This is a genomic window from Streptomyces sp. CB02058 (genome assembly GCF_001905505.1).
Lineage (GTDB): Bacteria > Actinomycetota > Actinomycetes > Streptomycetales > Streptomycetaceae > Streptomyces.
The window spans coordinates 56783-82715 of sequence record NZ_LIPG01000002.1 but is presented as its reverse complement, the minus strand read 5'-3'; the positions used below and the strand labels follow the sequence as shown (position 1 = coordinate 82715).

Sequence of the window (25933 nt, the reverse complement as noted above, 5' to 3'; positions counted from 1 at the left end):
TCCTGAGGCGCCGCCCGGTATCCGTGCCGCGCCGACCGGTATCCGCTCAGGCGCCGCAGAACGCCCGTACAGCGCCGAACGCGCCCGGCTGCCCACTCCGAGTCCGCCCCGGGGTGCCGGGACGCCGCAGCCCGCCTCACAGCGCCCGCACGGGCCGTGTGTGGGGGCGCCGTGACGCCGGGCGGGGCTCCGGGTACGCCGAAGGGCGGCCGCCCCGGTCAGGACGGCCGCCCTTCTTGATGCCTTGGGGGCCTTACTTGCCCTTGGCGGCTTCCTTGAGCTTGGAGCCCGCGGAGACCTTCACGCTGTAGCCGGCCGGGATGTTGATCGGGTCGCCGGTCTGCGGGTTACGAGCGGTGCGAGCGGCACGGTGGGTGCGCTCGAAGGTCAGGAAGCCGGGGATGGTGACCTTCTCGTCGCCCTTGGCGACGATCTCGCCGACGGTCTCGGCGAGGGCGGCCAGAACGGCGTCGGCGTCCTTGCGGGTCACCTCGGCACGGTCGGCCAGGGCGGCCACCAGCTCACTGCGGTTCATGTTTGTACTCCCGTGTTCTTCTTGCCTGTGAGGCGTGAGATCGAAGCCGATGCTGCCAGGGCCCTCTGACAGTCCCCGGACCCGGGTCTGATGTCAGACCCTCGCGCCCGAATACGCATCCTGCCCCCACCTGCGGCGCTAACGCCAATCCGGAACCCCTCGGCGTCGTACGAAAAGCACCACCGCGTGGCCGTGATGACGTTCCGTCGACTTGTTGGAGCGGTCCGCAGCGGATGCCGGGCCTGTGGGGCTCGCTGCCCGCCCACCCTAAAGGGGCGTTTGGGACGCCGCGACCCGCGACGCGCCGTACAGCGCGCCGGGACGTGAGGTACGGCACCGTCCGCGGGGGCCGCGATCGGCCCCCGCGGACAGCCCCGGACAGGGCCGTCCGGATGAAAACCCCTTACGCGGGGTCGGCCGCCGCCTCGGCGACACCGGCCGCCTTGGCGGCCTCGCGGACCGCGCCGGCGACGGCGCCCGCGACCTTGTCGTTGAAGACGGACGGGATGATGTAGTTCGCGTTCACCTCGTCCTCGGCGACCACGCCGGCGAGGGCGCGCGCCGCGGCGAGCATCATCTCCGTGTTGACGGTGCGGGACTGAGCGTCCAGCAGACCGCGGAAGACGCCCGGGAAGACCAGGACGTTGTTGATCTGGTTCGGGAAGTCGGAGCGGCCGGTGGCGACAACTGCCGCCGTCTCGCGGGCGATTGCCGGGTCCACCTCGGGGTCCGGGTTCGCGAGCGCGAACACGATGGCGCCCTCGGCCATGGCCGCGACGTCGGAGCCGTCCAGCACGTTGGGGGCCGAGACGCCGATGAAGACGTCGGCGCCGACGACGGCCTCCTTGAGGGTGCCGGTGACGCCCTCGGGGTTGGTGTTGTCGGCGATCCAGCGCAGCGGCGAATCCGGGGTGGCGTCCACCAGGTCCTCGCGGCCCGCGTGCACCACACCGTGGATGTCGGCGACGACCGTGTGCTTGACGCCCGCGGCGATGAGCAGCTTCAGGATGGCCGTGCCGGCCGCGCCCGCGCCGGACATGACGACCCGCACGTCGCCGATCGCCTTGCCGACCACGCGCAGCGCGTTGGTCAGCGCGGCCAGGACGACGATGGCGGTGCCGTGCTGGTCGTCGTGGAAGACGGGGATGTCCAGAGCCTCGCGCAGCCGCGCCTCGATCTCGAAGCAGCGGGGGGCGGAGATGTCCTCCAGGTTGATGCCCGCGAAGCCGGGGGCGATCGCCTTGACGATCTCGACGATCGCGTCGGTGTCCTGCGTGTCCAGGCAGATCGGCCAGGCGTCGATGCCCGCGAAGCGCTTGAAGAGGGCCGCCTTGCCCTCCATCACGGGGAGCGAGGCCATCGGGCCGATGTTGCCGAGGCCGAGCACCGCGGAGCCGTCCGTGACCACCGCGACGGAGTTCCGCTTGATGGTCAGACGGCGGGCGTCCTCGGGGTTCTCGGCGATCGCCATGCAGACCCGGGCCACACCCGGGGTGTAGATCATCGAGAGGTCGTCACGGTTCCGGATGGGGTGCTTGGACGCCATCTCGATCTTGCCGCCGAGGTGCATCAGGAACGTACGGTCGGAGACCTTGCCGAGGACGACGCCCTCGATGCCGCGCAGGCCTTCGACGATCTCGTCCGCGTGCGAGGTGGAGGATGCCGCGATGGTGACGTCGATCCGCAGCTTCTCGTGGCCGGAAGCGGTCACGTCGAGGCCGGTGACCGAACCTCCGGAGGACTCCACGGCCGTGGTGAGCTGGGAGACCGCTGTGCCGCTCGCGGGCACCTCCAGCCTGACCGTCATCGAGTACGAGACGCTGGGCGCCGTTGCCATGGCCGAGTCCTTCGCTTTCCTGAGCTTCGTTGCCGCACGCGAACGGAGCTGAGCCCCGCACGTGCGTTCCGATCGTCGCACCTACCGACCAGTAGCAGTTAATGACTGCCACCTTTCGGAAACTTTTTTCCACCATACGAGAAGTGGACGTCCTGCGTAACCCCGGACGGTCCCCCGATCCGCCGGGACGGTCGGCCGATCGGGAGGGCGGGCGGGACGGCGCGGCACGTAAACAGAAACAGACCCGCGCCACCATCAGGTGACGCGGGTCTGTCTTCTTACGGTCAGGTGACACCGGCCCGCCATGCTCGCCTCGCGGCAAGTGGTCGCTCGTAGCGACGAAGGTTGGGCCCGGGGGCTTGGATCGAGCCGGTGCCGACACCAGGCTAACAAACACCCCGGAGAAGTGATTCCTGTGCGACGTGTTGACTCGGCAAAGAACCGGGGACGCCCGCCGTCACCCGCGCCTCTCAGTCCCTCAGCAGGTCCGGTACTCCCTGCTCGTCCGGCATGTCACGCTCCCCCGAGACCACGGTCAGCTGCTGCGTCGCACGGGTGAGTGCCACATAGAGCACCCGCAGTCCGGCCGGGGACTCGTCGGCGATCTCCGCGGGCGAGACGACCACCGTTGCGTCGTACTCCAGGCCCTTCGCCTCCAGGCTTCCCAGCGCCACCACGCGCTCGCCGAGCTCCTCCAGCCAGCCCCGGGCCTCCGTGCGGCGGTTCATCGCGACGACGACGCCGACGGTGCCGTCCACCTCGGCCAGCAGCCTGCGCGCCTCCTCGCGGACCGTCGAGGCGAGGTCCCCGTCACCGACCGTCTCGAAGCGCGGCTCCACGCCCGTCGAGCGGACCGCGCGCGGGGACTCCATCCCCGGCATGGCCAGCGCCAGCACCTTCGACGCCAGCTCGGCGATCTCCGCGGGGTTGCGGTAGTTCACCGTGAGCGTGAAGCGGCGCCTCGGCCGGTTGCCGAGCGCCTCGTCACGGGCCGCCGCCGCCTCGTCCGGATCGGACCAGGAGGACTGCGCGGCGTCGCCCACGACCGTCCAGGTGGCGTGGCGCCCCCGGCGGCCGACCATCCGCCACTGCATCGGCGTCAGGTCCTGCGCCTCGTCGACGATGACGTGGGCGTACTCGGTACGCTCCGCCGCCAGCCGTTCGGCCCGCTCGCGCTGGGTCTCCTCGCGCTGCGGCATCAGCTCCTCGAGACCCGTGAGCTGGTCCAGCGGATCGAGCTCACGCTTCCGCTTGGGCCGCGCCGGGGTGCCCAGCAGGGTCTGCAGCTCGTCCAGGAGCGCCACGTCGTGGACGGAGAGCGGCCCCTTGCCGTCCTCCCCCAGCCGCTTCAGCGCACGCGCCAGGCGGCGCACCTCGCCCTGGTTGAGGATGCGGCGCGCCCACCGGCTCAGCCGCCGCTCGTCGGCCATCGCGGCCAGCACCCCACGAGGGGTGAGTTCCGGCCACCAGGCGTCCAGGAACGTCAGGAACGGGGTCTCCGTGGAGACGTCGTCGTCGAACGAGGAGCGCAGCTCCGCGATCAGCTCGGGGTCGGTGTAGCGGCCCCGGCCCGACGACTTGCTCCACAGGGCGTCCAGAAGCAGCTTCCGGGCGCGCGGGCGCAGCAGGTTGACCGGGGCGGTGCCGCCCAGGACGTTGTGCCGGATGCGGCGCAGTTCGTCCGCGTCGAGCTCGACGCGGGCGCCGAAGGCCACCACCCGGAGCAGGGTGGGGGTGCCGGCCGCCTGGGCGGGCTCCTCCCCGAACTCCAGCTGCCCCTGCCGGGCGGCGGGCCGGGGCGCGGACTGCTCCAGCGCCCCGCGGGCCGCCTTGCGCAGCACGTGGAGCATCCGGGACGAGCCCTTGATCCGGGCGACGGCCGGATCGTCGTAGGTGGTCGCCCCCTCCACGCCCGCGGCCTCGTCGGACAGGGAGCCGACCGCGCGGATCGCGACCTGCCCCTCCTCGCCGAGCGAGGGCAGCACGCCCTCGGTGTACGCGACGAGCAGCGGGGTCGGCGAGACGACGAGGATGCCTCCGGCGTACCTGCGCCGGTCCTGGTACAGCAGATACGCGGCCCGGTGCAGGGCCACCGCGGTCTTGCCCGTCCCCGGTCCGCCCGCCACCTCGGTGACGGACGCGGCGGGGGCCCGGATCACGAGGTCCTGCTCGGCCTGGATCGAGGAGACGATGTCCCGCATCGTGTGGCTGCGGGCCTGGCCCAGCGCGGCCATCAGGGCGCCGTCACCGATGACGGGCAGCGTGTCGCCGTCCAGGTACGCGGTCAGCTCGGGGCGCATCAGGTCGTCCTCGACCCCGAGGACCTTGCGGCCCTTGGAGCGGATGACCCGGCGGCGCACGACCCTGCCCGGGTCCTTCGGCGTCGAGCGGTAGAAGGGCGCGGCGGCGGGCGCCCTCCAGTCGATCACCAGCGGCGCGTAGTCGGAGTCGAGCACTCCTATGCGGCCGATGTGCAGCGTCTCGGCGATCTCGGCGGTGCTGTCCTCCCGTACGGCGTCGTCGGCGGCCTCGACGGAGGTGAAGGCGCCGTCCGGGCCGCGTTCGCCGTCCTTGCCCCGCAGCAGGTCGATCCGGCCGAAGAGGAAGTCCTCGAACTCACTGTTCAGCCTGTTGAGATGGACCCCGGCCCGGAAGACCTGGGCATCGCGTTCCGCGAGTGCCCCCGGTGTCCCGACCTGGCCCCGTTTGCTGGCGTCCTGCATGAGAAATTCCGCCTCGTCGATCTTCTCCTCGAGACGGCGGTAGACCTGGTCGAGATGGTCTTGTTCGACACCGATCTCCCGGTCCCGCAACGAATCGACAGCGGCATCCTGCGCGGCCACCGAGGCCCCCTTCTGACGTGCACTGGGCAGCCGTCAACCGTACGCGAAAGGGGGGCCGCAGCGCACCTGTGGCCGTGGTTGCGTTTACGCGTCGATCTCCACGAGCCGCTCGCCGTCGAAGGTGCGCACCTCGAAGTGGTCGATGTCCGCGCGCGCCATCGCGGCGCCCCCGTGCACGTACAGCGGGTTCCGCGCGCTCGCGTGGGCGGAGTCCTCGATGCCGTACCCCCATTTCGGCACGGACCAGGAGGTGACGACCTCCTCCTCACCGGTCCGGGACACGGCGACGAGGCTGCACTTCTGCGGGCCCTTGACGTTCTTCAGCTCCAGGACCGTGTGGGTGCCCCAGGCCTTCGGCTCCATGCCGACCGTGGCGTCGACCCGGGTGACGGGATCGCTCGCCCGGAGCTTCTCCGGCATGTGGTGGAAGAAGGCGTCCTCGGCGGGGCTCGTGGGGTGCGGATCGGCCGCCTCCACCTGTCCGCGGGAGTCCTCCCCCGCGGTGGCGGTGACCGCCACCACCGGGCCGCCGATCACGAGGACGGCCGCCGCCGCGATCAGCCAGCGGGCGCGCCTGAGGCGCTGCGAACGCTTCCGCGCGACCTCGTCGACCAGCCCGTCCAGCAGCCGGGGCGCGGGGCGCTCGGGAACGTGCGGTACGGGGCGTGCGCCCGGGACGGCGGCCGGCGCCTCGGCGAGCATGGCCAGCATGGGCTCCATCCCGGCGAACGCGTCGAGGTCGGCGGCGCACTTGGCGCAGCCGGCCAGATGCGCTTCGAAGGCGCTCGCGTCGGCGTCGTCGAGGATGCCCAGCGCGTAGGCGCCCGCGGCGTCGTGCCCCGCGTCCTCGCCGGAGGGCGCGAAGGGGTCGTCCGGAGGGCCGGAGGGTCCCCGGTGGCCGGGCCCCGGAGGGCCGGAGGGTCCCCGGTGGCCGGTCGGCCTGGGCCCGAAGGGCTGCCATTCCTGGTCGCTCATGCCGTGATCCCCCTCTCCTCCAGTGCGAGCTTCATCGAGCGCAGTGCGTAGAAGACCCGGGACCGCACGGTCCCGCTGGGTACGCCGAGGATCTCGGCGGCCTCGTTGACCGTACGGCCCTTGAAGTAGGTCTCGACCAATGCTTCCCGGTGGGCCGGGGTCAAATCGTCGAGTGCGTCCGAGAGCGTCATCAGCCACAACGCCTTGTCGATCTCGTCCTCCGCGGGAATGACCTCCAGCGGCGACGGATCGACCTCGCGGGGCCGGGCCTGCCGGCTGCGGTGGCCGTCGATGACGATGCGCCGGGCGACCGTCACCAGCCAGGGGCGGACGGAGCCGGTGGCCCGGTTGAGCGAACCGGCGTTCTTCCAGGCACGGATGAGCGTCTCCTGCACCACGTCCTCAGCCCGCTGGCGGTCGCCCGCGACGAGCCGGAGCACGTAGCCGAGCAGCGGCCCGGCATGCTCGCGGTAGAGCGCCCGCATCAGCTCCTCGTCGGGGACGTCCGAGGGCGGGCGGCGCGGTGCACTGCGATGTCGAGCCCTGTGCGGACGGTCATCGGCCACGGCCGCATCCTTGCGCACCCGAACCTCCCGGTCGAGACCCTGTCGAGCTCTGTGCCCATCGGTACGGGAACGGGGACCGGTTCATTCAGCCGGCGCGCAACTTTCTTTCGGGACAGGGGGTTTCGGCCGGAAAGCGGCGCCACGACGTGCGCCGCCACTGCCCGGCCGAGGGGCGCCACGACGTGTCTCCTGCCGGCCGAGAGGTGCTACGACATGGCCCGTGCCCGGCGCCGGTGCCTCGCCACCCGCTCCCGGTTGCCGCAGACCTCGCTGGAGCACCAGCGCCGCCGCCGGCCCCGGGACGTGTCCAGATAGAGCCGCCCGCAGGCGTCGCCCTCGCACCGGCGCAGCCCCGCCCGCGCCACCGGGTCCGTCAGCAGGTCCACCGCGTCCCGGGCCACCACCGCGAGCAGCGCCCCGCACCCCGGGTCGGCGCTCAGCACCCGTACGAGCACACCGCCCTGGTCCCGCACGGCGCGCAGCCCCGGAGTCGGTCCCGCCGCAAGGGCGTTGATCCGGTCCAGGGCGCTGTCGGCGCTGCCACCGGACAGCTGAGCCGTCATCAGCCGGTCGATGCACGTACGCAGCTGCCGGAAGCGCGCCGGCCAGGTCTCGTCCACGGCGGCCAGCGGGGTCCCGCGCGGGACGAGCCGGGAGGCCACCAGCCACTCGGCGAGGCGCGCGGGGCGGTCCAATTGCTCGCACCCGCCCGGGGGCCCCGCCCCTGTCGCCACCAGGTCCAGGCAGATCCGACCGGAGTCGAACCGCCGGCCGTACGCGCCCGTGCCCGCCGCCATGAGCCTGTCACCGCCTCGGGGTTCGGCTGTGGGGAGTCACCCCCGTCACTCCCAGAGTGCCCGCATCCGACCCCGCCCGGAACCCCTCCCGCCCACCCGGCCGACGGCGCTCCCGGCGGGCGCCGGTCAGCGCTGCGGAAGGCCGTCGTGCAGGATGCGCTGGAACATCCGGTGGTCCTGCCAGGCGCCGTCGATGTGGAGATAGCGCGGCGCCGTGCCGTACAGCTCGAATCCGGCCTTGGCCAGCACCCGCTGGGAGGCCGCGTTGTCCAGCACCGTCCCGGCCTCGACGCGGTGCAGCCCGAGCCCGTCGCGCGCCAGCTCGCAGACCCGGACGACCGCGGCCGTGGCCAGGCCCCGGCCCGCGTGGCCGACGTCGATCCAGTAGCCGAGCCGGGCGTTGCGGAACGGTCCCCGCTCGATGGAGGCGAGGGTCATCGCCCCCACGACCCGGTCCTCGTCGTCGGCCAGCGCCCAGGGCATCGCACGCCCCGCGTCCCGGTCGGCCAGCAGCCCGGTCAGCCGCTGGACCTGGCCGTCCGGGGTGTAGAAGGCCTCGGGGCGCACGGGCTCCCAGGGGCGCATGTACGCGCGGCTGCGGGTCAGGGCCTCGGCGAAGGACGCGGCGTCGTCGAGGGTGACGGGCCGCAGCCGGACGCCGTCGCTCAGGGAATGGCTCTCGGAGATCATCCCCGCACGCTATCGGCCCCTCAGGAACCGTCGTACTTGGTGTCCGCCGCGGGGTCGAGCGCCAGCCGGTAGCCGCGCTTGACGACCGTCTGGATCAGCCTGGGCACCCCCAGCGCCGTACGCAGCCGGGCCATCGCCGTCTCCACGGCGTGCTCGTCGGTCCCGCTGCCGGGCAGCGCCCTCAGCAGGTCGGCGCGGGAGACCACCCAGCCCGGCCTGCGGGCCAGGGTGTGCAGGAGTGCCATGCCCGCCGGGGGCACCGGGCGCAGGGCGCCGTCGACCAGCACCGCGTGGCCGCGGATCTCGACCACGTGTCCGGCGACGGGGAGCGTGCGCGCCCGTGCGGGCAGCTGGGCGCAGAGCACCTGGACGAGCGGGCCGAGCCGGAAGCGCTCCGGCTGGACGGTGTCGATGCCCCTGGCCTGGAGCGGCAGCGCGGTGACCGGTCCGACGCACGCGGTCAGGACGTCGTGGCCGAGCGCGGAGAGCACCTCGGGGAGCATGCCGCGGGCCTCGGCCCGGTTCAGGTAGGAGGCGGCGGCGGGCGCGCTGGTGAAGGTGACCGCGTCCAGGCTCCGGGAAGCCGTGGCGTCGAGCATGCGGTCCAGCGGCGCGATGTCCTCGGGGGGCATCCACCGGTAGACGGGTACGCCGACGACCTCGGCACCCGCGGCGCGGAGCGACTCGACGAAGCCCGGCAGCGGTTCGCCGTGCAGCTGGAGGGCGATCCTGCGGCCCGCCACCCCCTCGCCGAGCAGCCGGTCCAGGACCTCGGCCATCGACTCGGACTGCGGCGACCACGCCTCGGTGAGCCCGGCCGCCCGGATGGCGCCCTTGACCTTGGGTCCCCTGGCCAGCAGCTCGATGCCGCGCAGCCGGTCCAGGAGCCCGTCACCGATGCCCCAGCCGTCGGCCGCCTCCACCCATCCCCGGAAGCCGATGGCGGTGGTGGCGATCACGACGTCGGGGGCGTTGTCGATCAGCTCCTTGGTGGCGGCCAGGAGCTCGCTGTCGTCCGCGAGAGGCACGATCCGCAGCGCGGGCGCATGCAGAACCGCGGCCCCCCGGCGCGTGAGGAGCGTCCCCAGCTCCTCCGCGCGACGGGCCGCGGTCACCCCGACCGTGAAGCCCGCGAGGGGTCCGTGCTGTGCGTCGTCGACGTGCATGGCGATACCCGGCTCTCGTCCCGCTGTTGCTCGATGATGCGAAGGACCGAGACTGTCAACCCTGCGTGACAGTCTCGGTTCTCCTGTATTTCCCACCCGTTACGTCGTGCGACGCGCTACGGCCATCCTCACACCTCGGCGTAGCTGAGCTGGGGCTTCGCGGCCACCGCTTCGGAGCGGCGAAGGTATACCGCCCAGGTCAGGGTGAAGCAGACGGCGTAGAAGCCGAGGAAGCACCAGAAGGCGGCGGTCCCGGCGCCCGAGGTCGCGAAGGACTGGCGGAAGGCCAGGTTGATCGCGAGACCGCCCAGGGCTCCGATCGCCCCGATGAGCCCCATGGCCGCGCCGGAGAGCCGCCGGCCGTACGCCGCCGCCTCCTCGCCGCTCATTCCCCTGCTGAGGCCCTGGGCGTGGAAGATGCCCGGGATCATCTTGAACGTCGAGCCGTTGCCCAGCCCTGTGAGCACGAACAGCGCGATGAAGCCGACGAGGAAGACCGGCAGCGACTCGATGCCGGAGGCGTAGACGACCACACCGGTCGCCGCCGCCATGGCCGCGAAGGTCCCGAGGGTGATCCGGGCGCCGCCGTAGCGGTCGGCGAGCCAGCCGCCCGCGGGCCGGATCAGGGAGCCGAGCAGCGGGCCGATGAAGGTGAGCGACGCCGCCTGCAGCGGGGTCCGGCCGAACTGGGTCTGCAGGACGAGCCCGAAGGCGAAGCTGTAGCCGATGAACGAGCCGAAGGTGCCGATGTAGAGCACCGCCATGATCCAGGTGTGCGGCTCGCGCACGGCCTGGAGCGCCGCCCCCGTGTCGTTCTGGATGGGCCGGAGGTTGTCCATCTTCAGCGCGGCGCCCAGCGCGGCGACGATGATCAGGGGCAGGTACACACCGAGCACGATCCTCGGGTGCGCGGCGCCGGCCGTGCCGATCACCAGCAGGCCGATGAGCTGGACGACCGGGACACCGATGTTGCCGCCGCCCGCGTTGAGCCCGAGGGCCCAGCCCTTCTTGCGCAGCGGGAAGAAGGCGTTGATGTTCGTCATCGAGGAGGCGAAGTTGCCGCCCCCGATACCGGTGAGCGCGGCGACGACGACGAAGGTGGTGTAGGAGGTACCGGGCTCCATCACCCAGAAGGCCGCGACGGTCGGCACCAGGAGCGACAGCGCGCTGAAGATGGTCCAGTTGCGTCCTCCGAAGATGGCGACCGCGAAGGTGTAGGGCACCCGCACGATCGCGCCGACCAGGGTGGCCGTGGAGATCAGGAAGAACTTCCCCGCCGGGTCGACCCCGTACTCAGGCCCCATGAACAGCACCATGACGGACCACAGGGACCAGATCGAGAACCCGATGTGCTCCGAGAGCACGGAGAACCACAGGTTCCTCCGGGCGACCTTCTCGCCCTTCTCTCGCCAGAAGGTCTCGTCCTCCGGCTCCCACTGCTCGATCCAACGACCGGCCATCACGCGCCTCCACAGGGGTCGGGGTGTTGTGATCCCGACGCTAGGGAGTCCGCGTTTCGGTGCGGTGCCGTGAGGTGACCGGTGCGCAACCTTGCTCTCACTCGGTGCCCGGGGGTGCGGTGAGCCGGGCCCACCGCACCCCTGGCCCGTGTCAGGCGCGGCGCCGCCGGTCCGCGCCGTTCGGCCACAGCCGTGGACGGCGCTTGGCGGCGACGTCCTCGACCCAGCCGAACGCCAGGATCGCGAGCCCGAGCAGCGGCCAGATCGCGATCAGGACGAGCCCCTCGTACGACTTCTCGATGTACGTGTCGAAGGTGTCGCCGAACCAGGGGATGGACCAGAGGCCCTCGACGAGGTGCGCGGCGGCCATCAGCAGCAGGTTGTGCCACAGATAGATCGTCACGGCCCTGTTGTTGGCCAGGGTGACCAGGCTGTCCCAGGCGGCGAACCGGCCCGGCAGCTTCTGCCAGGAGGGTGCGTACACGAGGAGGATCGCGCAGAAGCCGAGGGACCAGGTGGCCTGGGCGAGCGGGATCTCGTCGAGGTTCCAGCCCTCCTCGGTGAGGTGCCCGGACGCCCACCACAGGCCGAATCCCATGACGATCGCGGCGGACGAGACCGCCAGATAGCGCGGGATCTCCTTCAGGAGGCCGTCGTTGTGGGCGAAGCCCAGGATCCAGCAGGACCCGAACACGGCGAAGTCCACGAGCCCCTCGCCGAGGGTGCCGGGGACCGTCACCAGGCCGGTGCCGATCACGGCGGTCAGACCGATCGGAGCGAGCAGCGTGACCCACGGGAGCCTGCGGAACGCCTTGAGGAGCAGGGGTGACGCGAGCACGAACCAGAGGTAGGCCCGGAGGTACCAGAGCGGCCCCGCCGCCTGGTCGGCCCAGGTCAGCTCCAGCCACCCGCCCGGCGAGCCGATCTCCTCCGGGTACGGCGGGGAGCCGAGCGGGAGGACATAACTGCCGAGCTTGATGAACCACCACAGCCCCTCCTCACGGACGGGCTTCCAGCTCAGCGCGAACATCATCGGCAGGACGACCAGCGCGAACGCCCACATCGGCGGGAGCAGCCTGCGCAGCCTGCCGCGGATGACGCTTCCCGCCGGCCGCGACAGCGAGCGGGCCATCAGCGACCCCGCCAGGGCGAACATGACACCCATGGAGGGGAAGAGGATGGTCAGCCAGCCCCACCCGAAGAGGTGGAAGAAGACGACTCGGACCAGGGCCACGGCCCTGAGCAGGTCGAGGTAGCGGTCCCGGCCGGCCTTGGCACGGGGCGCGGGGGCCTCGGCGGGCTCCTTGTCGGCCGCACCGGGGGCCGTCGGCGCCTGCCCCGGGTACGGCGCCTGGGGCGGGACGGAGTGACCGGCCGGGGCGGAACGACCGGTCGTGAAGGCGTCCGCGGTGAACGGGTCCGCCGTCAGGGGGCCCGCCGTGAACGGGTCCGCCGCGGAGGGTTCCGAGGTGAAGGGGCCGGGCCGTGCGGACAGGGGCGCGCCGTAGGGCACGCCGTCGTCGTAGCCGTCCTGCCGGGGGCCGGGGCCGCTCGGGGGATAGGTCACGCCACCGGCCTCCGGTCCGTGTCCTTGCGGCGGGTCTGCGTGCCGCCGGGCGCTTCCACCACGCCCGTACGCCGGAGCTTCTGCCAGCGCAGCCGGCCGCCGGTGAGAGCGGTGATCCACGACTGGAGCAGCACGACGTACATCAGCTGCCGGTAGAGGATCTGCTGGAGCGGCAGCGAGATCAGATGCGTCATGCGCTCCCGGTCGAGCCGGAAGGCGTACGCGGCGCAGACGGCCTGCACCAGCAGGACGCCGAACCAGGCCGCGACCGTCTTCCCCGTCGGGCCGAAGACCAGTCCGTACAGCAGGAAGACGTCGATGAGGGGCGCCAGCAGCGGCGCGACCACCATGAACAGGGAGACGAACGGCAGTCCCACCCGTCCGAAGCGGCCCGAGGGCCCGCGCTCGACGACCGCGCGGCGGTGCTTCCAGATGGCCTGCATCGTGCCGTACGACCACCGGTAGCGCTGCGACCAGAGCTGCTGCACCGACTCGGGTGCCTCGGTCCACGCCCGGGCGTTCTCGGCGTAGACGACGCGCCAGCCGTCGCGGTGGAGCGCCATGGTGACGTCGGTGTCCTCGGCGAGGGTGTCCTCGCTCATGCCGCCGATCCGGTCCAGCGCGTCCCGGCGGAAGGCGCCGACCGCACCGGGGATGGTGGGCATGCAGCCGAGGAGGTCGTACATCCTGCGGTCCAGGTTGAAGCCCATCACGTACTCGATGTGCTGCCAGGCGCCGATCAGCGAGTCGCGGTTGCCGACCTTGGCGTTGCCCGCGACCGCCCCGACCCGGGGGTCGGCGAAGGGCTGCACGAGCTCGCGCACGGTCGAGGGTTCGAAGACCGTGTCGCCGTCCATCATCACGACGATGTCGTAACGGGCGTTCGCGATGCCGTTGTTGAGCGCCGCGGGCTTGCCCGCGTTGCGCTGGCGCACGACGCGGACGTTCGGGATCCACATCGCCTCGACGAGGTCGGCCGTGCCGTCCGTCGAACCGTCGTCGATGACGATGACCTCGATCGGATAGTCGCTGGCCACCAGCGACCGCACGGTGGCCTCGATGCACTCGCGCTCGTTGTACGCGGGCACGAGGACCGACACCGGGCGGGTGAACGGCTCGCCCCAGCTGAAGCCCCTGCGGCGCACCTTCCTGGCGTGCAGGAAGGAGAGGAGCAGCATCAGCCCGAAGCGGACCATCACCAGGACACCGATGACCGCCAGGCCGACGACCAGGACTCCGGTGACGTGCTCGGAGATCTTCACCGCACCGATGAAGGCCTTGCCCTTCCAGAGCGCGAATCCGGTGACCGGGGTGTGCGCGCTGGGGGCGCCGAGCGCCGCGGTGAGATTGGTGAACTCGTAGCCCTCGTCCTGCATCTGCGGCAGGAACTTGCCCAGGGCGGCCACGGTCTGGGAGCGGTCGCCGCCGGAGTCGTGCATCAGGATGATCGCGCCGTCGCCGTGCCGGGGCGTGGCGCGCTCGATGATCGCGTCGACGCCGGGGCGCTTCCAGTCCTCGCTGTCGGTGTTGTTCACGACGGTGAGGTAGCCGCGGCTGCCGATGTACTGCGTGACCGGCCAGGACTTGTTGTCCATGGCGTCGGAGAAGGAGGAGTACGGGGGCCGGAACAGCGAGGTGCGGATGCCGGCCGCGCCCGCGAGCACCAGCTGGTTCTGGGACAGCTCCCAGTCGATGCGGCTGGTGGACTGGAAGGAGAGATCAGGGTGGTTGAAGGTGTGCAACCCGATCTCGTGCCCCTCGTCGACCATGCGCTGGACGAGGTCCGGGTAGCGCGAGGCCATGGTGCCGGTGACGAAGAAGACGCCGTGCGCATGGTGCTTCTTGAGCTCGTCCAGGACCCGGGGGGTCCAGACCGGGTCGGGGCCGTCGTCGAAGGTGAGGACGATCTTGCGGTCCGGTATCCGGAGCGTCTTGGCCGCCTCGCCCGCCGTACGGGCGTCTATGACCGGACCGCCTTCGAGGACGTCGTCAGGCACCTGGGTGGTGGGGGCGGGAGCCTGGATCCGGTGGTCGGCGAGGATCTCGCTGTGGACGTAGCCGCGCAGCATGAGCATGGCGAGCAGGGCGACCAGAAGGAGCGACGGAAGCAGGTAGCGCATGGGGAGTCTGCGCCGGACGGTCCGCTTCTTCTTCCGGTTGTGCCTGCCCCGCATAACGGGGGTGGTCATTTACTGAGTGCCTTCTTGTGGTTGCACCGGGGATTCCGAGGGATCCGGGGAGGCCGGAGGGCTCTCCTCGGTGGGCGAGTCGGGACTCGGCGTCGGCGACGGGTCGACCGCGGGCGGCGTGGTGACCGGGCTGCCCCCGGCGGGCGCCGAGGAGCTGGTGCCCCTGGGGGTCGTGGCGGACGCGGAAGCCGATGCCTCGCCCGCGCCGGAAGCGGCCGAACCCGCCGCCGACCCGTCCGACGACGGGATCGAGGAGGCGGAGGCCGAGGCCGACGCGGAGGAGGAGGGAGTGGCCTGCGGGCTCTGCGATACGACGTCGCCGCTCGGGGCCGGCCGTACCTCGACCTCGTCCGAGTGCTTCTCCTCCTGGCCCGAGAGAGGCAGCCAGGGAGCACTGGAGTTGCCGCCGAGCAGGGCGACCACGAGCGTCACCGCGTATACGGCGCAGATCGCGGCGAGCACCCAGCCCACCCGCCGGTACGTCTTGCTGCGACGGCCGCTCTCGTCGACGAAGACCGGACCGTCCGAAGGATCCGGAAGGTTCGGCTCCACCGGCAGTTCGGAAAGCTGACGGCCGAGCCCGTCCAACTGCACGGTGACGTCGTTCGGCTCATGCGTGTGCCAGGTACGGGTACCTTCGCGCCAATTGTCCACAGGTGTTCGCACATCCCCCACTCAATGAAACAGGTGCGCGGAAAAATGACGTGATTCCTGCCAACGGACGGGCCCCCACCCTGTCCGGGGCGGCACTTGTCCCGTGCACCCGAAAGCCTGAATGTAGCGCACGAAGTGGACCGGCAAGGTCCTGTATCACCTGATGTTCATCATCGGTGACGCATCAGTGACGAATCGGTTTCGGGCAGCCAAGAATCCGTTGGCCGTACCATCCACCCTTCTGTCCCAGCGAGTTCGGCACTTGCGGCACACAGAGCGGTCAACCCGGGGTGGTCGAGGCCCTTGCGCCAGACCATCAGCAGCGGGGACAGCGGCACCGGTCGCACCAGCGGGCGCAGCACCGTCCCCGGCAACGGCGGAAAGCCCGCGACGGCCAGCACGGGGTGCCCCACCTTTGCCATGACCCGTTGAAATTCAGCCACTCCCACGGCGAGCGGGGCAGGCGGCGCCAGAGAAATGCCCCATTTGTCGAACAACAGGGTGGCGAGGTGTGTCCACTCCCGGGTGCGCTCGTTACCCGCTCCCGCGTAGACGGTTTCACCGGCCAGATCGCTCATGGCGACCGCCTCGCGCCCCGCCAGAGGGTGATCGCACGGCAGGAGAACAGCCATGGGCTCGTACCGCACCGGCTGTACGGAGAGCCGGGCGAGCACCGCGGGATCGAGTCCCGCGGCCCTCCCGAAGGTGACGTCGAGCCGCCCTGCCAGCACTTCGCCGGCAGCCCAGGTGAGTCCGCTCTCGAAGCGCGCCATCAGCTCGCACTCCGGCGCGAGCTCCCGCGCGCGGGCCAGAACCCTTGCGGCGGTCATGCCGTCGGTGTTCAGATCGACGAGCAGGGGACGGTCCGCGGGGTCGGTGAAGGCGGCGGCCAGAGCGGCGTGCGCGTCGAGCACCCGCCGGGCGTGCGGCAGGAGGCGTTCCCCGTCCCCGGTGAGTGACACCTGCCGGGTCGTACGGAGGAAGAGCTCCCGGCCGAGCTCGCGCTCCAGCCGGCGGATGTCCCGGCTCAGCGCCTGCTGCGCGACGTAGAGCCGGGCGGCGGCACGGGTGAAGTGCAGCTCCTCGGCCACGGCGACGAAGGCGCGGAGCAGGCGGGGATCGATGTCGGGTGCGGGCACGCGAACAATTTACAACGTACGTGCGTGAATGCGCTCCGAACAGGTGTTGGACGGAACGGACCCGCACCCCGAGGGTTGACGGGTGCCCCATGAACCCGCCGCCGCTCCGGCACCGACGACCCTCCAGGACCGCTCCACCCGGGACCGCACCATCCCCGGCCCCACGGCCGCCCCCGAGCACCCCACCACCCCGGACACCTCCCCCGCCCCGGCCTCCGCCGCACGGAGCAATCCGTATCTCCGGCTGCTCGCCACCCCCGGCGCACGCGCGTTCACCGCGGGCAATCTTCTGGCCCGGCTGCCCATGGGGATGTTCAGCGTCAGCGCCGTCATCATGATCGCCGACGCCCACGGCTCGTACGCCCTGGCCGGGGCCGTCACCGCGACGGGGCTGCTCGCGACCGCCGTGGTGGCCCCCTGGACGGCGCGCCTCGTCGACCGCCACGGCCAGGCCAGGATCGCCGTGCCCGCCACCGCCGTCGCCGTGCTCGGCTCGCTCGCCCTGCTGCTCTGCGTGCACTACGACGCACCGGTCTGGACGCTCTTCGCCGCGTACGCCGCCACCGCTACGACCCCCAACACGGGCGGCATGTCACGGGCCCGCTGGGCCCATCTGCACCGGGGCGACGCCTCCGCCCTGCACACCGCGAACTCGTTCGAACAGGCCGCCGACGAGCTGTGCTTCATGCTCGGCCCGGTGCTCGCCGCGACCTTGTGCGGGGCGCTCTTCCCCGAGGCCGGCACGCTCACCGGGGCCGTGCTCCTGATGACCGGCGTCCTGATCTTCGCCGCCCAGCGCGCGACGGAACCCCCGGTGGCCCCCCGCACCCCGGCCGCCTCACCCCTGCGCACCCGGGGCATACCCGCCCTGCTCGCCGTCTTCCTCGCGACGGGGGCCGTCTTCGGGGCCCTGGAGGTCGTCTCCATCGCCCGCGCCGGGGGTGCGATCCTCGCGCTCCAGGCGGGCGGCTCCTGCGTGGCCGGACTGCTGTACGGGGCACTGCGCCCCGCCCCGGACGTCCGGCGCAGGCTGCTGCTCTGTCTGACGGGGATGACCGCCCTGATGTCCCTCCCGCTGATCGCCACGGCCACGACCGGCTCGCTGTTCGCCCTGGCCTGCTGCCTGCTGCTGGCCGGTGCGGCCACCGCACCCACCATGGTCACCGGCATGACGCTGATCCAGCGGCTCACCCCGCCGGCCCAGCTCAACGAGGGCATGACGCTCGCCGTCACCGCACTGCTCGGCGGCGTGGCGGCGGGTTCCGCGCTGGGCGGCTGGACGGTGGAGCACGCGGGGACGGCGACCGGATACACGGTGCCGGTGTGCGCGGCGGCCCTGGCGCTGACCGTCGCGGCGGCCGGAACCCGCAGGACCGGCTGATCCACGAACTCACACGGGCACACGGGCACACGGGCACACGGGCACACAAAAACGAGGACCCCGCTGCCAGGGGCAACGGGGTCCTCGTTCACATGGGAATTGTGGAGATGGCGGGAATCGAACCCGCGTCCAACGGTGCAGAACCAGGGCTTCTCCGAGTGCAGTTCGCTGCGCTTTTCTCGGCCCCGGAGATCTCGCGAACAAGTCTCCGACGGGCCCAGTCACTGTTTGATTTCCCACCGAGCCCCGTGACCGGACTCAGTGGTTTAGTCCCCTAGATTATGCCAGGGTCCGGGTCGGGAACACCCCCGGGCTGACACCCATTAAGGGTCCCTCACTCACTGCTTATTAGGCAGCGAGGGCGAAGGACTGGGAATCGCGCTTGGAATTGGCGATTATTGGTTGCGACATATGGTTTACGAGATCATTGCCGCTTCCTCGACTCGCTTCCCCTGCTTCGACATCCGCTGTCGAAACCGATCATCCCCATGTTGATTTTTCAATCCGCGCACCTTCTGTGAGGTGCACGGCCCATCGTACGTGACCAACGCACGCGGATGCCACCGTATTCCGGCGGCTCCGGGGCGCCGGCCCCGGGCCGGGTGGCGGCTACGCGCTGCGCTGGCGCCGGCGGGCCGCCGAGATCGCGCGGTTCGTCTCCCGCGTGTCCTGCTTCTCCCGCAGCGTCTGGCGCTTGTCGTACTCCTTCTTGCCCTTCGCGAGCGCGATCTCGACCTTGACGCGGCTGTCCTTGAAGTACAGGGCGAGCGGCACGATCGTGTGGCCCGTCTCCTGCGACTTGGACTGGAGCTTGTCGATCTCGGCCCGGTGCAGCAGCAGCTTGCGCTTCCGCTTGGCCGCGTGGTTGGTCCAGGTGCCCTGCACGTACTCGGGGACGTGGATGTTGTGCAGCCACGCCTCGCCGTTGTCGATCTGGACGAAGCCGTCGACGAGCGACGCCCTGCCCATCCGCAGCGACTTGACCTCCGTGCCCATGAGCACGAGACCGCACTCGTAGGTGTCGAGGACGTGGTAGTCGTGCCGCGCCTTCTTGTTCTGCGCAATCATCTTGCGCCCGGTGTCTTTTTCCTTGGCCATAGTGCGGTCATTTTCGCACTACGACCCACCCCCGAGGCCACTCAATACCGTCTCGCCCCTCTGCTGGGCCTCCTGACCCGCCCCGACGTCCGGAGTGATGCCGCTCCCCTCGACGGTGCGGCCCGCCGGAGTGCGGTAGTGCCCGACGGTCAGCTCGGCGACGGAGCCGTCCGGCAGCTCGCTGGGCATCTGCACGGAACCCTTGCCGAAGGTGCGCGATCCGACGGTCACGGCCCTGCCCCGGTCCTGGAGCGCACCGGTCAGCAGCTCCGCCGCGCTCATCGTGCCGCCGTCGACCAGGACGACCACGGGCCGCTCGGTGTCCCCGCCCGGCTCGGCGTAGAGGGCCCGCTGCTCGCCGTGCACGTCGTACGTGGCGACGAGCCCGCCGTCCAGGAAGGCGGACGAGGCGGTGACGGCCTCGGTGACCAGACCGCCCGAGTTGGCCCGGAGGTCCAGCAGGATGCCGGCGTCCCCGGGCGCCTCGTCCACGGCCTCGCGGACCGCGGTGCCCGCGCCCTTGGTGAATGCCGCGACCTTGATCAGCACCGCGGACTCGGTGTCCCCGCCCAGCCGCCGCACGCTGACCGGCTGCGTGGTCAGCCGGGCCCTGCGGAGCGTCGTGGTCCAGGAATGCCCGCCGCGGCTCAGCCCCAGCACCACGGAGGTGCCCTCGGCCGCTCCCTCGCGGTCCCCGCGCAGCAGCGCGACGACCTCGGCGACCGGGCGCTTCTCCACGCGACGGCCGTCCACGGTGCGCAGCAGGTCGCCCTTGCGCACCCCGGCCGCGCGCGCGGGACTGCCGGGCTGGACCCCTGTCACGGTGACGTCGCCGCCGGCCGAGCGCCGGGCCGAGATGCCCACACCGGTGTACGAGCCGTCGAGGGCCCGCTCGAAGTCCTCGTACTCCCGCTCGTCGTAGACCGCGCTCCAGCGGTCCCCGCTGCGGCTGACGACCTCCTCGGCGGCGTCCGTGCCGGACTTCCCGTCGGCCTCGGCGTCGGCGGCGGCCTCCGCGATCTCCTCCCGGTCCACGGAACCGACCGTGGAGGACACCGAGCGCGTCTTTATCTCCGTGCCCGCACCGTCCTCGTGGGGCAGGGACCCGGTGGCCGCGGCGGTGGCCAGCACGCTCGCGAACACCAACGTCAGGGCCGCCCCGCGGTGGAGACCGCGGGGTTTCAAATGGTACGTATGGCCCGGCATGTGGCCGAGTGTAGGACAACGCCCCGTCCGCACACGGCTCGTTGGCCGCATGCGGGACGGGGCGCACGTCACACCTTGAGGTACTTGCGCAACGCGAAGAGAGCGGCAACGGCGGGCATCAGCAACCCGATCGCGATGACCAGGGGAAGCTTGGTGAGCACCGCTTCCCAGCCGATGAAGTCGATGAGGTTCAGCTTCTCCTGGAGCGCGAGACCGCCGTCGATCAGGAAGTACCGGGCGGCCAGCAGGATCACGCAGGCGAGCAGTCCGCCGATCAGTCCGGCGAAGGCGGCCTCCATGATGAACGGCATCTGGATGTAGAAGCCCGACGCCCCCACCAGCCGCATGATGCCCGTCTCCCGTCTCCGGCTGAACGCCGAGACGCGGACGGTGTTGACGATGAGCATCAGCGCGATGACCAGCATCAGCGCCATCAGGAAGATCGCGGCCACGTTCATGCCGTTCATCAGCCCGAAGAGGTTGTCCAGGATGCTGCGCTGGTCCTGGACGGACTGCACCCCGTCACGGCCGGCGAAGGCCGTCGCGACCACCTTGTACTTCTGCGGGTCCTTCAGCTTGACCCGGAACGACTCCTGCATCTGGTCCGGCGTGATGTTGCCGGCCATCGGCGAGTCGCCGAACTGCTCCTGGTAGTGCTTGTACGCCTGGTCGACCGTCTCGAAGAGGACCGGCTTCTCGACGGCCTCCATCTTCTCGAGGTCCGCCTTGATCTCCTTCTTCTGCTCCGCCGTGACGGCACCCTTGGCGCACTTGGGCACGTCCTTGGCGTCGTTCTTGTTGCAGAGGAAGATCGAGACGTTGACCTTGTCGTACCAGTAGGTCTTCATCGAGCTGACCTGCTCGCGCATCAACAGCGCACCGCCGAACAGGGCGAGCGAGAGGGCGACGGAGACCACGACCGCGAAGGTCATCGTGAGGTTGCGACGAAGACCGACGCCGATCTCCGACAGGACGAACTGGGCGCGCATGGCGTCCTTTCAGTACTCGATGCTCGTGCAGATGCTCAGTGCTGGTAGCCGTAGACGCCACGCGCCTGGTCACGCACGAGACGGCCCTGCTCGAGCTCGATGACGCGCTTGCGCATCTGGTCGACGATGTTCTGGTCGTGGGTCGCCATGATCACGGTGGTGCCGGTCCGGTTGATCCGGTCCAGCAGCTTCATGATGCCCACGGAGGTCTGCGGGTCGAGGTTGCCGGTCGGCTCGTCCGCGATCAGCAGCATGGGGCGGTTGACGAACGCCCGCGCGATGGCGACGCGTTGCTGCTCACCACCGGAGAGCTCACCGGGCATCCGGTCCTCCTTGCCCCCCAGACCGACGAGGTCGAGCACCTGCGGCACGGCCTTGCGGATCTCGCCGCGCGGCTTGCCGATGACCTCCTGCGCGAAGGCCACGTTCTCGGCGACGGTCTTGTTGGGCAGAAGGCGGAAGTCCTGGAAGACCGTTCCCAGCTGGCGGCGCATCTGCGGCACCTTCCAGTTGGACAGCCGCGCGAGGTCCTTGCCGAGCACATGGACCATGCCCTGGCTGGCGCGCTCCTCGCGGAGGATGAGCCGCATGAAGGTGGACTTGCCGGAGCCGGATGAGCCCACCAGGAAGACGAACTCACCCTTCTCGATGTCGAGTGAGACGTCCCGGAGAGCTGGACGGCTCTGCTTCGGGTAGGTCTTGGAGACGTTGTCGAATCGGATCACGGATGCACCACGGTCGGCCGGGGGTAGGTGTGCGTGACCATACGCGAAGCGGGTGTACGCGTGCAGTCGGCGTCCTGCAATGAGGGATTTGTGACGGAAAGCGGCAGGGAACGAAACGGGGCGTGCCGGACCTTGCACGGCGGGCCGCGCCGAAATCGCCGCGAGCTGGCACAGTGGTAGGGGGAACGGTTGCGTTTCCCTGAGCGTTGTGCGGAGAGAACGTGAATGCGGCTCCGCCGCGCGGGAGGAGGACTGCGCATGACCTACGACCGACTGGTGTGCGCGAACTGCGCGGCGCCCGTGAGCGAGGGCCGCTGCCGTGTCTGCCGTGCGAGCCGCGAGCGGATGCAGGAGCAGGGGCTCTTCGCGGGGCTGAATCCGGCGATGCTGATCGCCCTGATGGTGATCCTGGTGGCCGCCCTGGCGCTGCTGGCGCACCAGGCCGTCTGAGCGGGAGACACCGACCCCGCCGCCGCCCGGCGGGGCTGAGACGCGCCCGTACGGCCGCAGGAGCGGTTCCGGTACGCGAAGGGGCCCGGGAGGCCGTGACGGCTCTCCCGGGCCCTTACTCGTGCGCGTACGGACGTCAGGCGGCCGTACGACCGCCGCCCGCCAGACGCGGCAGGATGCGGAAGCCGATGCCACCGGCGATCATCGTCGCGGCGCCGACCAGCAGGAACGTGGTCTCGGCCGCACCGGTCTCGGCGAGCTCGTCCTTGCCCTTGCCCTGCTCGACCGGCGTGTTGCCGACACTGTCGGTGTCGGTGTTGTCGGCGCAGGCGGCACCGTCGAGGTCGACGGTGCAGGTGCCGGCGTCGTCATCCGGGTCCGACGGGTCGGTCGGGGCCTCGGTCGGGTCCGTCGGGTTGGACGGCTCCGTCGGCTCCTCGGTGGGCTCCTCCGTCGGCTCCTCCGTGGGCTCCTCCGTCGGCTCCTCCGTGGGCTCCTCGGTGGGCTCCTCCGTCGGCTCCTCGGTGGGCTCCTCCGTCGGCTCCTCCGTGGGCTCCTCCGTCGGGGTACCCGGGTTGTTCGGGTCCTCCGTCGGCGTCGGGTCCTCGGTCGGGTCCTCGTTCTCGTTGCCCACGGTCAGGCTGACCTGCGTGGAGTCCTCGCCGTCGAGGCCCAGCCCGAGGCCGATGCCCGCGGCCTGGGCGGCGCCCGCCGCGGTGAGCGAGGCACCTGCGGCGATAACCGCGCAGGCGGCTATGCGCGCGACGCGGATCCGCGTCTTCTTCGTCATCTGTTGCTACCCCCAGTAGCTGATCTCGTCGATGGAGCAGCCCTATGCGGTCCACGGCCCTGCGGGGTCAACGCTCTGCAGGGCCACGCCGTACCGTGGTCATCCCGCCCGCCCCCGATCACACCTGTCCCAGACATACGCGTGCTGCCCTAGCACCCTGTCCAGAGTTAAGGACTACGTCAAGGCCGTTCCGGGGGTGTACAGGGCGATATGAGGGTTCTTGACGGCTATTCGGAATCACGACTGTGACTCATTCAGCACATCTTCCCCCCAACTGCCCCGGGCCACGGGCCGGATGGAACGCACCGGGGCCCGGGCAGGAAACCTGCCCGGGCCCCGACTGCCGTACGGGTACGGCTACTTCTCGCTCTGCTTGCGCCAGCGGATACCGGCCTCGACGAAGCCGTCGATCTCGCCGTTGAACACCGCTTCCGGGTTGCCCATCTCGAACTCCGTACGCAGGTCCTTGACCATCTGGTACGGGTGCAGGACGTACGAACGCATCTGGTTGCCCCAGGAGTTGCCGCCGTCGCCCTTGAGCGCGTTCATCTTCGCCTGCTCCTCCTGGCGGCGGCGCTCGAGGAGCTTCGCCTGGAGGACGTTCATCGCGGACGCCTTGTTCTGGATCTGCGAGCGCTCGTTCTGGCAGGAGACGACGATGCCGGTCGGCAGGTGGGTCAGGCGCACCGCGGAGTCCGTGGTGTTGACGCCCTGGCCGCCGGGGCCCGAGGAGCGGTAGACGTCCACGCGCAGCTCGGACTCGTCGATCTCGACGTGGTCGGTCTGCTCGACGACCGGCAGCACCTCGACACCCGCGAAGGACGTCTGGCGGCGGCCCTGGTTGTCGAAGGGCGAGATCCGGACGAGCCGGTGGGTGCCCTGCTCGACGGAGAGCGTGCCGTAGGCGTACGGCACCTCGACGGCGAAGGTGGTCGACTTGATGCCGGCCTCTTCGGCGTACGCCGTCTCGTAGACCTCGGTCTTGTAGTTGTGCCGCTCGGCCCAGCGGAGGTACATGCGCTGGAGCTTCTCGGCGAAGTCCGCCGCGTCGACGCCGCCCGCCTCGGCCCGGATGGTGACCAGGGCCTCACGCGCGTCGTACTCGCCGGAGAGGAGGGTACGGACCTCCATCTCGTCGAGCGCCTTGCGGACCGACTCGAGCTCCGCCTCGGCCTCGGCGAGCGTGTCGGCGTCGCCCTCGTCCTCGGCGAGCTCGAAGAGGACTCCGAGATCGTCGATACGGCCGCGCAGGGCCTCGGCCTTGCGGACCTCGGCCTGGAGGTGCGAAAGCTTGCTGGTGATCTTCTGTGCCGCCTCCGGGTCGTCCCAGAGGGACGGCGCCGCCGCCTGCTCCTCGAGCGCGGCGATGTCGGCCCTCAGCGCATCCAGGTCCAGGACGGCCTCGATCGACCCCATGGTGGAGGAGAGGGACTTCAGCTCTTCGGAAATATCGACGACTGCCACGGGTCCAGCGTAACGGCTGGACGAGTGAACCTGTCCCTCCCCCGGATCCGGGGGCCTCCCGGGCCGCCCTCAGGGGGCCGCGGGCGCCGAATTCCGCGTGTCGTCGGGGGTCGGGTCCGCGTCGTCACCGCTCGTGGCGAGCCAGCCGCCCACCCCTATGGCCACACACAGGGCGACGGCCGCCGCACCGAGGGTGATCCTGCGCTTGCGGACGGCCGCGGCCTTGTTCCTGGCCGAGCCCGGACGGGGGCGGCCGGGGGCGCGCGGGGCGCGGGCGGTGCCCAGGGGGCCGCCCGCCAGCTCGTCGGGGGCCGGGACGCGCATGCTCGTGTGGGTGTCCCGGTTGGAGTCCGGGGAGGAGCCCGGCACCAGCGGGACCGCGCCGCGGCGGCGGGGCTCCTCGGGGGCCGGGGTGTACTGCTGCTCGTCGTACGCCTGGGGTTCGGCCTCGGCGTCGGGCTCGTCGACGTCGAGCGGGGGTATCCCGGACAGCAGCGGGAGGATCTCCCGCAGCCGGGTGGCCAGCTCCGAGGCGCGCAGCCTGGAGGCCGGGGCCTTGGCCAGGCACTGCACCAGGAGCTGCCAGAGCTCCTCGGGGATGCCGGGCAGCGGGACGACCGTCTCGGTCACGTGCCGGCGCAGTACGGCGCCGGGGTGGCCGCCGCCGAAGGGTGTGAAGCCGGCGAGGAGCTCGTAGAGCACGGTGGCGAGGGCGTAGATGTCCACGGCGGCGCGCGGCGGGAGGCCCTCGACGATCTCGGGGGCCAGGTAGTCCGGCGTACCGATGATCTTGGTGGCCTTGGTGCGGCGCGGGGTGTCGATCAGCTTGGCGACGCCGAAGTCGGTGAGCAGCGCGGGGTGCGAACCGCCGGGGCCGAGCGGGCCCTCCATGTCGAGCAGGATGTTCTCCGGCTTGACGTCACGGTGGACCACTCCGGCGCGGTGCGCTGCGGCGAGGCCGTCGGCGACGTCCGCGATGATCGCGGCGGCGGCCTCGGGCGCGAGACGGCGCTCGCGGTCGAGCCGGGTGCGCAGATCGGTGCCCCGCACGAGGTCCATCACCAGCGCCAGGTCGGTGCCGTCCACCACGAGGTCGCGCACGGCGACGACGTGCGGATGCCCGAGCCCGAGCAGCGCGGTGCGTTCCTGTACGAAGCGGCCCACGAGCTCCTGGTCGGACGCGAGGTCCTCGCGGAGCAGCTTGATGGCGACGGGACCCTCCGGCCCCTCGCCGAGCCACACCGTGCCTGCGCTGCCGCGCCCCAGAATCTGGTGGGCGGTGTACCGGCTGCCGATATTCCGTGCCAAGACTGCTCCCTCAGCGGCTGGCGTTGACCCCCGGTCGACAAAGTTACGCGGCGAACGGGGCGTTGCGTGCCCTGGATGGCGCCAACCTTCACTTCTGCGGGCGA

At 71.0% G+C, this 25933-nt stretch carries 22 protein-coding genes and 1 other RNA gene; 3 read left to right on the top strand and 20 right to left on the bottom strand.

The window, feature by feature from the left end:
• Nucleotides 1-253 precede the first annotated feature (253 nt).
• From AMK10_RS07585 to AMK10_RS07535, 11 genes are all read right to left on the bottom strand, one after another.
• Entirely contained in the window at nt 254-535 is a 282-nt protein-coding gene (locus AMK10_RS07585) for an HU family DNA-binding protein (protein ID WP_003968811.1), read from the bottom strand.
• A gap of 403 nt (nt 536-938) precedes the next feature.
• Nucleotides 939-2372 carry an NAD-dependent malic enzyme gene (locus tag AMK10_RS07580; RefSeq protein ID WP_073746259.1) on the bottom strand — a complete coding sequence of 478 codons (1434 nt, stop codon included), beginning with the start codon at nt 2370-2372 and terminating at the stop codon, nt 939-941.
• A 470-nt stretch (nt 2373-2842) separates the two neighbouring features.
• Nucleotides 2843-5215: a HelD family protein gene (locus tag AMK10_RS07575; RefSeq protein ID WP_073746257.1), complete on the bottom strand. Its 2373-nt coding sequence runs from the start codon at nt 5213-5215 to the stop codon at nt 2843-2845.
• An 84-nt stretch (nt 5216-5299) separates the two neighbouring features.
• A complete protein-coding gene (locus AMK10_RS07570; protein WP_073746255.1) occupies nt 5300-6190 on the bottom strand; it encodes a zf-HC2 domain-containing protein in 891 nt (296 codons plus the stop codon).
• Entirely contained in the window at nt 6187-6774 is a 588-nt protein-coding gene (locus AMK10_RS07565; RefSeq protein ID WP_073746253.1) for a sigma-70 family RNA polymerase sigma factor, read from the bottom strand. Before AMK10_RS07565 ends, AMK10_RS07570 begins: the two co-directional genes overlap by 4 nt.
• Nucleotides 6775-6962: 188 nt before the next feature.
• Nucleotides 6963-7553, bottom strand: coding sequence for a CGNR zinc finger domain-containing protein (locus tag AMK10_RS07560; protein ID WP_073746251.1), 591 nt, complete (start codon nt 7551-7553; stop codon nt 6963-6965).
• Between the two features lie 126 nt (nt 7554-7679).
• Nucleotides 7680-8243 (bottom strand): GNAT family N-acetyltransferase, encoded by a 564-nt coding sequence (locus tag AMK10_RS07555; RefSeq protein ID WP_073746249.1) that lies wholly within the window; start codon nt 8241-8243, stop codon nt 7680-7682.
• Between the two features lie 20 nt (nt 8244-8263).
• The gene (locus tag AMK10_RS07550; RefSeq protein ID WP_073746247.1) at nt 8264-9409 is read right to left on the bottom strand and encodes a uroporphyrinogen-III synthase; all 1146 of its coding nucleotides are present in this window, start codon (nt 9407-9409) and stop codon (nt 8264-8266) included.
• A 128-nt stretch (nt 9410-9537) separates the two neighbouring features.
• A complete protein-coding gene (locus AMK10_RS07545; protein ID WP_073746245.1) occupies nt 9538-10869 on the bottom strand; it encodes a nitrate/nitrite transporter in 1332 nt (443 codons plus the stop codon).
• A 151-nt stretch (nt 10870-11020) separates the two neighbouring features.
• A complete protein-coding gene (locus AMK10_RS07540; protein WP_241839497.1) occupies nt 11021-12436 on the bottom strand; it encodes an acyltransferase family protein in 1416 nt (471 codons plus the stop codon).
• A complete protein-coding gene (locus AMK10_RS07535) occupies nt 12433-14625 on the bottom strand; it encodes a glycosyltransferase (protein WP_079180644.1) in 2193 nt (730 codons plus the stop codon). Before AMK10_RS07535 ends, AMK10_RS07540 begins: the two co-directional genes overlap by 4 nt.
• Before the next feature lie 70 nt (nt 14626-14695).
• Between AMK10_RS07535 and AMK10_RS38590 the strand changes: the two genes are divergently transcribed.
• Nucleotides 14696-15196: a hypothetical protein gene (locus AMK10_RS38590; protein WP_158070866.1), complete on the top strand. Its 501-nt coding sequence runs from the start codon at nt 14696-14698 to the stop codon at nt 15194-15196.
• 253 nt (nt 15197-15449) lie between these two features.
• Here AMK10_RS38590 and AMK10_RS07525 read toward each other — a convergent pair whose 3' ends face one another.
• Nucleotides 15450-16418: a LysR family transcriptional regulator gene (locus AMK10_RS07525; protein WP_073746241.1), complete on the bottom strand. Its 969-nt coding sequence runs from the start codon at nt 16416-16418 to the stop codon at nt 15450-15452.
• 82 nt (nt 16419-16500) lie between these two features.
• Here AMK10_RS07525 and AMK10_RS07520 point away from each other — a divergent pair, with 82 nt between their 5' ends.
• On the top strand, nt 16501-17799 hold the full coding sequence (locus tag AMK10_RS07520) for an MFS transporter (protein WP_382564338.1): 1299 nt from the start codon (nt 16501-16503) through the stop codon (nt 17797-17799).
• A gap of 99 nt (nt 17800-17898) precedes the next feature.
• Here AMK10_RS07520 and ssrA read toward each other — a convergent pair.
• The 5 genes from ssrA to ftsE form a co-directional block, all read right to left on the bottom strand.
• Nucleotides 17899-18287, bottom strand: a transfer-messenger RNA (tmRNA) gene (ssrA, locus tag AMK10_RS07515).
• Nucleotides 18288-18408: 121 nt separating this feature from the next.
• Nucleotides 18409-18897, bottom strand: coding sequence for an SsrA-binding protein SmpB (gene smpB, locus AMK10_RS07510; protein WP_073746239.1), 489 nt, complete (start codon nt 18895-18897; stop codon nt 18409-18411).
• An 18-nt stretch (nt 18898-18915) separates the two neighbouring features.
• Complete coding sequence (locus tag AMK10_RS07505; protein WP_073746237.1) at nt 18916-20103, bottom strand: S41 family peptidase; 1188 nt, start codon at nt 20101-20103, stop codon at nt 18916-18918.
• Between the two features lie 68 nt (nt 20104-20171).
• Nucleotides 20172-21092: a permease-like cell division protein FtsX gene (gene ftsX / locus AMK10_RS07500; RefSeq protein ID WP_073746235.1), complete on the bottom strand. Its 921-nt coding sequence runs from the start codon at nt 21090-21092 to the stop codon at nt 20172-20174.
• Nucleotides 21093-21127: 35 nt separating this feature from the next.
• Entirely contained in the window at nt 21128-21817 is a 690-nt protein-coding gene (ftsE, locus tag AMK10_RS07495; RefSeq protein WP_014046319.1) for a cell division ATP-binding protein FtsE, read from the bottom strand.
• 258 nt (nt 21818-22075) lie between these two features.
• Here ftsE and AMK10_RS07490 point away from each other — a divergent pair, with 258 nt between their 5' ends.
• Nucleotides 22076-22267, top strand: coding sequence for a hypothetical protein (locus AMK10_RS07490; RefSeq protein ID WP_073746233.1), 192 nt, complete (start codon nt 22076-22078; stop codon nt 22265-22267).
• 136 nt (nt 22268-22403) lie between these two features.
• Here the strand turns inward: AMK10_RS07490 and AMK10_RS07485 are convergent, their stop codons facing one another.
• The 3 genes from AMK10_RS07485 to AMK10_RS07475 form a co-directional block, all read right to left on the bottom strand.
• Complete coding sequence (locus tag AMK10_RS07485; protein WP_073746231.1) at nt 22404-23057, bottom strand: LPXTG cell wall anchor domain-containing protein; 654 nt, start codon at nt 23055-23057, stop codon at nt 22404-22406.
• Between the two features lie 357 nt (nt 23058-23414).
• Nucleotides 23415-24521 carry a peptide chain release factor 2 gene (gene prfB / locus AMK10_RS07480; RefSeq protein ID WP_073746229.1) on the bottom strand — a complete coding sequence of 369 codons (1107 nt, stop codon included), beginning with the start codon at nt 24519-24521 and terminating at the stop codon, nt 23415-23417.
• A 69-nt stretch (nt 24522-24590) separates the two neighbouring features.
• The gene (locus AMK10_RS07475) at nt 24591-25829 is read right to left on the bottom strand and encodes a serine/threonine-protein kinase (RefSeq protein WP_073746227.1); all 1239 of its coding nucleotides are present in this window, start codon (nt 25827-25829) and stop codon (nt 24591-24593) included.
• Between the last annotated feature and the right edge of the window lie 104 nt (nt 25830-25933).

Bases quoted from the DNA above. Each gene is read 5' to 3' on its own strand.
- AMK10_RS07485 (WP_073746231.1), bottom strand. From the start codon at position 23,057: ATGACGAAGAAGACGCGGATCCGCGTCGCGCGCATAGCCGCCTGCGCG.
- AMK10_RS07505 (WP_073746237.1), bottom strand. From the start codon at position 20,103: ATGCCGGGCCATACGTACCATTTGAAACCCCGCGGTCTCCACCGCGGG.
- AMK10_RS07545 (WP_073746245.1), bottom strand. From the start codon at position 10,869: ATGGCCGGTCGTTGGATCGAGCAGTGGGAGCCGGAGGACGAGACCTTC.
- AMK10_RS07555 (WP_073746249.1), bottom strand. From the start codon at position 8,243: ATGATCTCCGAGAGCCATTCCCTGAGCGACGGCGTCCGGCTGCGGCCC.
- AMK10_RS07585 (WP_003968811.1), bottom strand. From the start codon at position 535: ATGAACCGCAGTGAGCTGGTGGCCGCCCTGGCCGACCGTGCCGAGGTG.
- smpB (WP_073746239.1), bottom strand. From the start codon at position 18,897: ATGGCCAAGGAAAAAGACACCGGGCGCAAGATGATTGCGCAGAACAAG.
- ftsX (WP_073746235.1), bottom strand. From the start codon at position 21,092: ATGCGCGCCCAGTTCGTCCTGTCGGAGATCGGCGTCGGTCTTCGTCGC.
- AMK10_RS07535 (WP_079180644.1), bottom strand. From the start codon at position 14,625: ATGACCACCCCCGTTATGCGGGGCAGGCACAACCGGAAGAAGAAGCGG.
- AMK10_RS07550 (WP_073746247.1), bottom strand. From the start codon at position 9,409: ATGCACGTCGACGACGCACAGCACGGACCCCTCGCGGGCTTCACGGTC.
- AMK10_RS07490 (WP_073746233.1), top strand. From the start codon at position 22,076: ATGACCTACGACCGACTGGTGTGCGCGAACTGCGCGGCGCCCGTGAGC.
- AMK10_RS07570 (WP_073746255.1), bottom strand. From the start codon at position 6,190: ATGAGCGACCAGGAATGGCAGCCCTTCGGGCCCAGGCCGACCGGCCAC.
- AMK10_RS07580 (WP_073746259.1), bottom strand. From the start codon at position 2,372: ATGGCAACGGCGCCCAGCGTCTCGTACTCGATGACGGTCAGGCTGGAG.
- AMK10_RS07560 (WP_073746251.1), bottom strand. From the start codon at position 7,553: ATGGCGGCGGGCACGGGCGCGTACGGCCGGCGGTTCGACTCCGGTCGG.